Here is a 6,390-nt window from a genome sequence, read left to right on the forward strand (position 1 = left end):
GGAGGCCTGGCCAGAGAAAGGTTAAGGGGACGCTAAGGCGACACCAGGTTTGCCACATATTTCAGCCAGGCACCTCACCGAAGCCGCCGGAACCAGTCGAATCGGACAGATACAAGCGCTTACTGAGCTCCTTTTCACAAACCCCGCATTCATGGGACACGCACATGAGAACTCTTGTAGCGTGGCGACTCCACAGCACGGGATTCGTGTTGTCCGGATTCATGTTTCATGGAGAGACAGGACGCATGGGCGTACGAGTGCTGCTCATCGAGGACGACGAGACGATCGCCGAACCGCTGACCGAGGGGCTGCGCCACTTCGGGCTGACGGTCAGCCATGTCGCCACCGGCGCCGAAGGGCTGAGAGGGCCGCACGGCGACGTCGTCCTGCTGGACCTGGGCCTACCCGACCTGGACGGCATCGACGTCTGTCGCGGTATCCGCCAGACCTCCGACGTACCCATCATCATCCTCAGCGCGCGCGGCGAGGAGGCCGACCGCGTACTGGGCCTGGAACTCGGCGCGGACGACTACCTGGCGAAACCATTCAGCATCCGCGAACTCGTCGCCCGTATCCGCGCCGTGACGCGCCGACTGCACCGCACGGGGGCGCCGGGCGACGCAACTCCCGCGGCGGGTACGTACGTTGGTCCCGCAGCCGGTACGTACATTCCTGATCCGTACGCGCCCCAGTCGGCGACGTACGATCCGAACGCGTACGACCCTGCCGTGCCCGCGTACGACCCGGGCGCCTACGAACCGCCCAGGCCAGGGGCCTACGAACCGCCCCGGTACGAGCAGTCCCCGCCCGACCCCGGCGAGCCGGCGGGCGACGCCCCGGCGCCCGGACCACTCGTGGTGGACCGGCGGACGCGGCAGGTCTGGGTGGGCGAGGTGCCGGTCCCTCTCACCCCCAAGGAGTTCGAGCTGCTCGCACTGCTCGCCGAGGACCCCGGCGCGGTGTACTCGCGGCAGCAGATCCTCAACCGGGTCTGGGACACGCACTATCAGGGCCCGACCAAGACCCTGGACGTGCATGTCGCCACCCTGCGCCGCAAGCTCGGCGACCCGGCGTGGATCCAGACGCTGCGCGGGGTGGGGTTCCGGCTCGCCGTACGCACCCCGGGTCGGTCGAGCCCGGGGCGCGGCGGCCACGACGAAGCCTCCGACAACCCCGAAACCTCCGAGGAGGCCGCGGTGTCATGACCCGCCGTCTGCTGCTGACCTACCTCAGCCTCGCCACCTTCGTCCTGCTGTGCCTGGAGATCCCGCTGGGGATCGTCTACTCGCGGGCCGAGCGGGAACGAATCGTCAACTCCGCCGTCGACGAGGCCGAGTCGGTGGCCGCGTTCGCCGCGCTGTCCCTCTCGGCCGGGCGGAAGGGCGAGCTCGACAAGCGGGTCGTCCACTGCGCCGAGCGTATCGGCGGACAGGTGGTCGTCCTCGACGCGGACGGCGATCTGCTGGCCACCTCGCATCCGCTGTCCGATCCGGAGAAACGCGAACTTCCGTCGCGTACCGAAGTGGCCGCCGCACTCGACGGCACGGCCACCAGCGATGTCCGTACGTCCACCATGGGCGGCGTGCAGTATCTGTCCGTCGCCGCCCCGGTCGTCGCGCCCGGCGGGCCTCAGGCAGCGGGCGACGAGCGGGCGCGGGGCGCGGTGCGGATCACGCTGCCCACGGAGATGGTCGCCGACCGGGTCGGCCGGGTGTGGCTGCTGCTGGGGTTCACCGGATGCTCGGCCCTGACCGCGGTCGCCGCGCTGGCCTTCGCGTTCGCCCGGTGGGCCGGGCGCCCCATCCGCCAACTCGAGGAGGCCACACACCAGTTGGCCGACGGCGGCCAGGCGACTCCGGTGGCGGTCACCTCCGGCCCGCCGGAAATACGCAGCCTGGCGGCGGCCTTCAACCGGACCGCCGCCCGCCTCGAACACCTCCTGGCCTCACAACGCGCTTTCGCCGGCGAGGCCTCGCACCAGCTGAAGACCCCGCTCGCGGCCCTGCGGCTGCGGCTGGAGAACCTGGAGCCCGACACGGCCCAGGGCGCCCGGGGCAGTCTCGCCGCCGCCGTGACCGAGACGGACCGGCTGTCACGGATGGTCGAGGGGCTGCTGGCGATGGCCCGCCTCGAGGACAGCGCGGCGAGTCCGGGTCCGGTCGACGTGGGCGAGATCTGTGCGGAACGGCACCGGACGTGGGCGCCGTTGTTCGAGCGGCACGATGTCTCGCTCGTACTGTTCGCCGGCAGCATGGGCCAGGTGCTCGCGCTCCCGGGAGCGGTGGAGCAGATCCTGGACAACCTGCTCTCCAACGCCCTTCGGGCCTCACCGCCCGGCAGCACCGTGTCGATGGAGCTCCGCCTCTCGGCACCCGCCCGCCGACACCCCCTGCACCATCTCCACCACCTCCGCGAAAGCCGCGCCTCCTGGGTCGACCTGCACGTCACGGACGAGGGCCCCGGCATGAGCCCGGAACAGCGCAGCCGCGCCTTCGACCGCTTCTGGCGCGCCCCCGGAGCCCCCAAGGGCGGCACCGGCCTCGGCCTCTCCCTGGTCCAACGCCTCGCCCACGCGAGCGGCGGCGAGGTGACCCTGCACGCCGCGGCCACCGGCGGCCTGGACGCGGTGGTCCGCCTCCCGTCCGCGCAATCGCACGAGCCGCTGGCCGGAAAACCCGGGCCCCGCCGCCGCGAGGCCCCGGCGCTGCCCGCCTGACGCACGCCCGGGGTGGGCGGTGGCGCACACCCTGCGCTTTACAGAACCCAACTTCATGAGCGGAGAGTTACCTTCCAGTCACGTCACGTTCGCATCACAGGTCTTTCATATCTCCTCCACATCGACAGCCCCTCAATACGTTGATCACCTCAAATCCGCTCGATCGCCACTTCGTGATCACGCGTACGGATATCCGCACATATCTGGGGGCTCTCCATGAACCGTTTCCGCAGACCTGCCGCCGTGGCCGTCGCCGCCCTGGCGCTGGCCGCCCTGCCAGCCACCGCCGTGGCCCATGACGGCGATCACCCGTTCCAGAACTGCACCGAGGCGTACGACAACGGGTACTCCAACATCCGCGAGGGCGACGAGCACTACGCCGACCGCCTCGACCGCGACAATGACGGCGTCGGCTGCGACCAGCCGCCCGCGGACTTCGTCCCGGTCGATGACACGAACACCGGAGACGAGGACGCGGGCGCCGGAGCCGACGAGTCCAACGGCACGGACGACACCTCGCCCGACACCGCGGGCGACCAGGGCACCGACCTGGCCGCGACGGGCGGCAGCAGCGCGACCCCCTACCTCGCGGGCGGCGGCGCGGCCGTCCTGCTCGCCGGCGGCGGCGTACTGCTGGCGGCCCGCAAGCGCCGTACGACCCGCTGACCTGTGGTCGCCTGACAGGATGACGGAATGACCGACGGACTCCGCTGGGTGGCCGAGGCGTATGACTTCGGTTACAGCCTCATCTTCTGCGAGGACCTCGCACCGGAGGAGGTACTCGTACGACTCGGTGCCTGGCGAGAGTCCGTCCTCTTCCCGCTGACGCGACGGCAGGCCCAGGAGATCGAGGTCCGCAACTCGGCGGACGAGCCCTACGACCTCGACTTCCTGGAGGACCCGGACGTGGAGGCGGTGGAGGAGCGGGGCTTCCTGCAGCGTGAGGCCGACGCGATCGTGCGAGCCGGGTCAATCGAGGGGTGGGCATTCGCCATCCAGGCCTCCACCTCGTACGTGTCCGCCCGGAACTACCTTCCCGTGCTCTCCCGGGGCGCCCGCGTCATCGCCGTCAGCAAGGACGTGAACGCCGTGCGGCGAGTGGAGTACGCGGTCGATGGCAGTGTCTTGTCCTCCTTCGACCCTGGGATCCCCGCCTACAACGACGGCGCCGATCCGTCTGCGTTCCCTGCCGGCGTGAGCGGCGCAGCCGAGCACAGGACGCCTCCTTCAGCTTCCGTTCGCGGCCGAGCGCGGTGGCTGCCGTGCCTGGTTCCGGAACTGTGCGGGCGATGAGCCGACCACGCGGCGGAACGCGGTGCTGAACGCGCTCTCGGACAGGTAGCCCGTGGCCCGTGCGAGCTCGGAGATCGACAGAGTGTCGCGGGCGAGGGCGTCGCGCGCGAGGCTCATGCGCCATTGGATCAGGTACTCCAACGGCGGGACCCCGACGTGGCTCTTGAAGGCCTGGGCGAACGCGGAACGCGACATGTGGCTGATCTCGGCGAGCTCCTTGAGGCTCCAGGAGTGCGCCACGTCCGCGTGCACGGCACGCAGGGCGGCACCGATGCCGTCCTCGTTCAGGGCGCCCAGCCAGCCGGTGGGCCGGTCTGTCTGACCGGCGTGAGCACGCAGCATGTGCACGAGCAGGATCTGTGCGAGGTGGTTCTGCACCAGCGGGCCGCCGGCGGCGGCGACCCCGACCTCGGTGGCCAGGAGATCGATCAGCTGCGCGAGCCGCCTGCCATGAGGATCGGCCACGCGGACGATCACGAGCGGCGGCAGAAGATCGGTCAGGAGGGCCGCGTTCCTGTCGTCGAACGCGATGTGCCCGACGCAGAGGTAGAGGTCCTCCTCGGACTCCGGGCCGATCCGCACGAACCCGTCCTCGGCACCCGCCCACACCTGCTCCGCAGGGCGCGGGCTCGCGTCGAGCGTGCTGGCCAGCACGTAGGGCGGCGGGTTGCCCAGCATGAAGGTGTCACCCTCCTGCAGGAGCACCGGCTCGTGCCCTTCGAGGATCAACCAGCACGTGCCGCGCACGAGGCCCCCGATCCGCACGTGCAAGAACGTGTCGAAGCGCAAAGCCCACTCTCCCGCGGCCAGGAGGCTGGGCCCGATCACCGTGCGGGGCCGGAGCAAGCCGATCGCGTCAGCCACTGGATCCCGAAATCCGAGCACCGACGACACCTCCTGGACGATACGTAAAGAATGCCGGACTTTGCATTATGGATAGCATCCCCGATCTCCCGCAGTATCGATGTCGAACGGATCGGCATCGAGAGAGTGATGGAGACATCCAGATGGGACAGCTGGAAGGCAAGACGGCGGTGGTCACCGGGGGCAGCACAGGCATCGGTCTGGCCACCGCCGTACGGCTGGCGGACGAGGGCGCGTACGTGTTCGTCACCGGGCGACGCGAGGCCGAGCTGGAGGCCGCCGTCAAGACCATCGGAACGGACCGGGCCACCGCGGTCGTCGGCGACATCGCGAAGCCGGAGGACCTGGACCGGCTCTACGAGGCGGTCCGGGCGCGAGGCCAGAATCTGGACGTGCTCGTGGCGAACGCGGCGATCGGCTCGTTCATGACGCTGGAACAGACCACCGAGGAGCACTTCGACCAGACCTTCGCGGTCAACACCCGAGGCACGCTGTTCACCGTGCAGAAGGCGTTGCCGCTGCTCAACGACGGAGCCTCGATCGTCCTGGTCGGTTCGACGGCCGCTGACCGCGGAATGGAGGCGTTCGGCGCGTACGCGGCGTCGAAGGCGGCCGTCCGGTCCTTCGCGCGGACGTGGTCCACCGAGCTCAAGGGCCGTGGCATCCGGGTCAACGTGGTCTCGCCGGCATGGATCGAGACTCCCGGGGGCACCGCCGCCTTCGGCGACGAGGAGACCGCCCGCGCCATCAAGGAGCAGGTCGCCGCGACCGTGCCCAAGGGCCGCATGGGCCAGCCCGAGGAGGCCGCCGCAGTCGTGGCCTTCCTGGCCTCGGAACAGAGCAGCTACGTCGTCGGCGCGAACGTCTACGTCGACGGTGGCGAGAACCAGACCTGAGGCACCACACGGTGGGTGGCATCTGAAGCGTCCCAGCTTCCATGCCGCTTCCGGCGCGCCGGCCTCGCGACGTTCGGGCGTACCGCGACACCGGAGATGGCCTGCAGCAGCACGACGCAGTGCTGTACAGCGCGACCCGCAACCCGTGGGACCCGCAGCGCAGAGCGCGTGGGTCCAGCGGGGGCGCGGGCGCTGCCGTCGTAGCCGGAGTGGTCCCGATCGCAGACGCCGCCGCCGGTTCGATCCGCGTCCCCGCCGCCTACAACGGCCTCTTCGGGCTGAAGCCCACCCGCGGCCGGGTCTCCGCAGGCCCCGACTTCGACAAGGTCTTCAACAGCCTGGCCGTACAAGTCGGCGTCAGCCGCACGGTACGTGACAGTGCGGCACTGCTCGACGGATGTGCGGCCGGGAACCGGGCGACCCCTACGAGGGCGACCTCGCAGACCCGGGTCGGTGGGGCAGCGTCCAGCAGTGGCAGGTGCTGGGCAATGTTGTGATGGTTGCCGCCGGAAAGCGTGTCGACGAGTGGGTCCCGTGACGGTCGAAGATCAGGCATCCGTTGCGTTTATGGACGACGAGGAGCGTATGTGGCGCCTCAACATCAGTTCGGCGTCACATACG

General features: G+C 69.9%; 6 protein-coding genes and 1 pseudogene. 6 read left to right on the forward strand and 1 reads right to left on the reverse strand.

Going from position 1 to position 6,390, the window contains the following annotated elements:
* Positions 1 to 245: 245 nt before the first annotated feature.
* From IEZ21_RS00275 to IEZ21_RS00290, 4 genes are all read left to right on the forward strand, one after another.
* Positions 246 to 1,205, forward strand: coding sequence for a response regulator transcription factor (locus IEZ21_RS00275; protein ID WP_246567167.1), 960 nt, complete (start codon positions 246 to 248; stop codon positions 1,203 to 1,205).
* A complete protein-coding gene (locus tag IEZ21_RS00280) occupies positions 1,202 to 2,716 on the forward strand; it encodes a sensor histidine kinase (RefSeq protein WP_033320886.1) in 1,515 nt (504 codons plus the stop codon). Before IEZ21_RS00275 ends, IEZ21_RS00280 begins: the two co-directional genes overlap by 4 nt.
* A 216-nt stretch (positions 2,717 to 2,932) precedes the next feature.
* Positions 2,933 to 3,382 carry an LAETG motif-containing sortase-dependent surface protein gene (locus tag IEZ21_RS00285; protein WP_189319881.1) on the forward strand — a complete coding sequence of 150 codons (450 nt, stop codon included), beginning with the start codon at positions 2,933 to 2,935 and terminating at the stop codon, positions 3,380 to 3,382.
* A 27-nt stretch (positions 3,383 to 3,409) separates the two neighbouring features.
* Positions 3,410 to 4,009 carry a DUF6461 domain-containing protein gene (locus tag IEZ21_RS00290; protein ID WP_189319882.1) on the forward strand — a complete coding sequence of 200 codons (600 nt, stop codon included), beginning with the start codon at positions 3,410 to 3,412 and terminating at the stop codon, positions 4,007 to 4,009.
* On the opposite strand, the gene IEZ21_RS00295 is transcribed toward IEZ21_RS00290, so the two are convergent.
* Positions 3,944 to 4,903: an AraC family transcriptional regulator gene (locus IEZ21_RS00295; protein ID WP_246567169.1), complete on the reverse strand. Its 960-nt coding sequence runs from the start codon at positions 4,901 to 4,903 to the stop codon at positions 3,944 to 3,946. The genes IEZ21_RS00290 and IEZ21_RS00295 overlap by 66 nt on opposite strands.
* Positions 4,904 to 5,016: 113 nt before the next feature.
* Here IEZ21_RS00295 and IEZ21_RS00300 point away from each other — a divergent pair, with 113 nt between their 5' ends.
* Both IEZ21_RS00300 and IEZ21_RS00305 read left to right on the forward strand, forming a co-directional pair.
* A complete protein-coding gene (locus IEZ21_RS00300) occupies positions 5,017 to 5,769 on the forward strand; it encodes an SDR family NAD(P)-dependent oxidoreductase (RefSeq protein WP_189319883.1) in 753 nt (250 codons plus the stop codon).
* 15 nt (positions 5,770 to 5,784) lie between these two features.
* Positions 5,785 to 6,196, forward strand: a pseudogene (locus IEZ21_RS00305) (amidase family protein); the annotation flags it as partial.
* Positions 6,197 to 6,390: the final 194 nt, after the last annotated feature.

Origin of the sequence: Streptomyces flaveus (assembly GCF_014647675.1) — a bacterium.
GTDB lineage: Bacteria > Actinomycetota > Actinomycetes > Streptomycetales > Streptomycetaceae > Streptomyces > Streptomyces flaveus.

Bases quoted from the DNA above. Each gene is read 5' to 3' on its own strand.
- IEZ21_RS00290 (WP_189319882.1), top strand. From the start codon at position 3,410: ATGACCGACGGACTCCGCTGGGTGGCCGAGGCGTATGACTTCGGTTAC.
- IEZ21_RS00275 (WP_246567167.1), top strand. From the start codon at position 246: ATGGGCGTACGAGTGCTGCTCATCGAGGACGACGAGACGATCGCCGAA.
- IEZ21_RS00300 (WP_189319883.1), top strand. From the start codon at position 5,017: ATGGGACAGCTGGAAGGCAAGACGGCGGTGGTCACCGGGGGCAGCACA.
- IEZ21_RS00285 (WP_189319881.1), top strand. From the start codon at position 2,933: ATGAACCGTTTCCGCAGACCTGCCGCCGTGGCCGTCGCCGCCCTGGCG.
- IEZ21_RS00280 (WP_033320886.1), top strand. From the start codon at position 1,202: ATGACCCGCCGTCTGCTGCTGACCTACCTCAGCCTCGCCACCTTCGTC.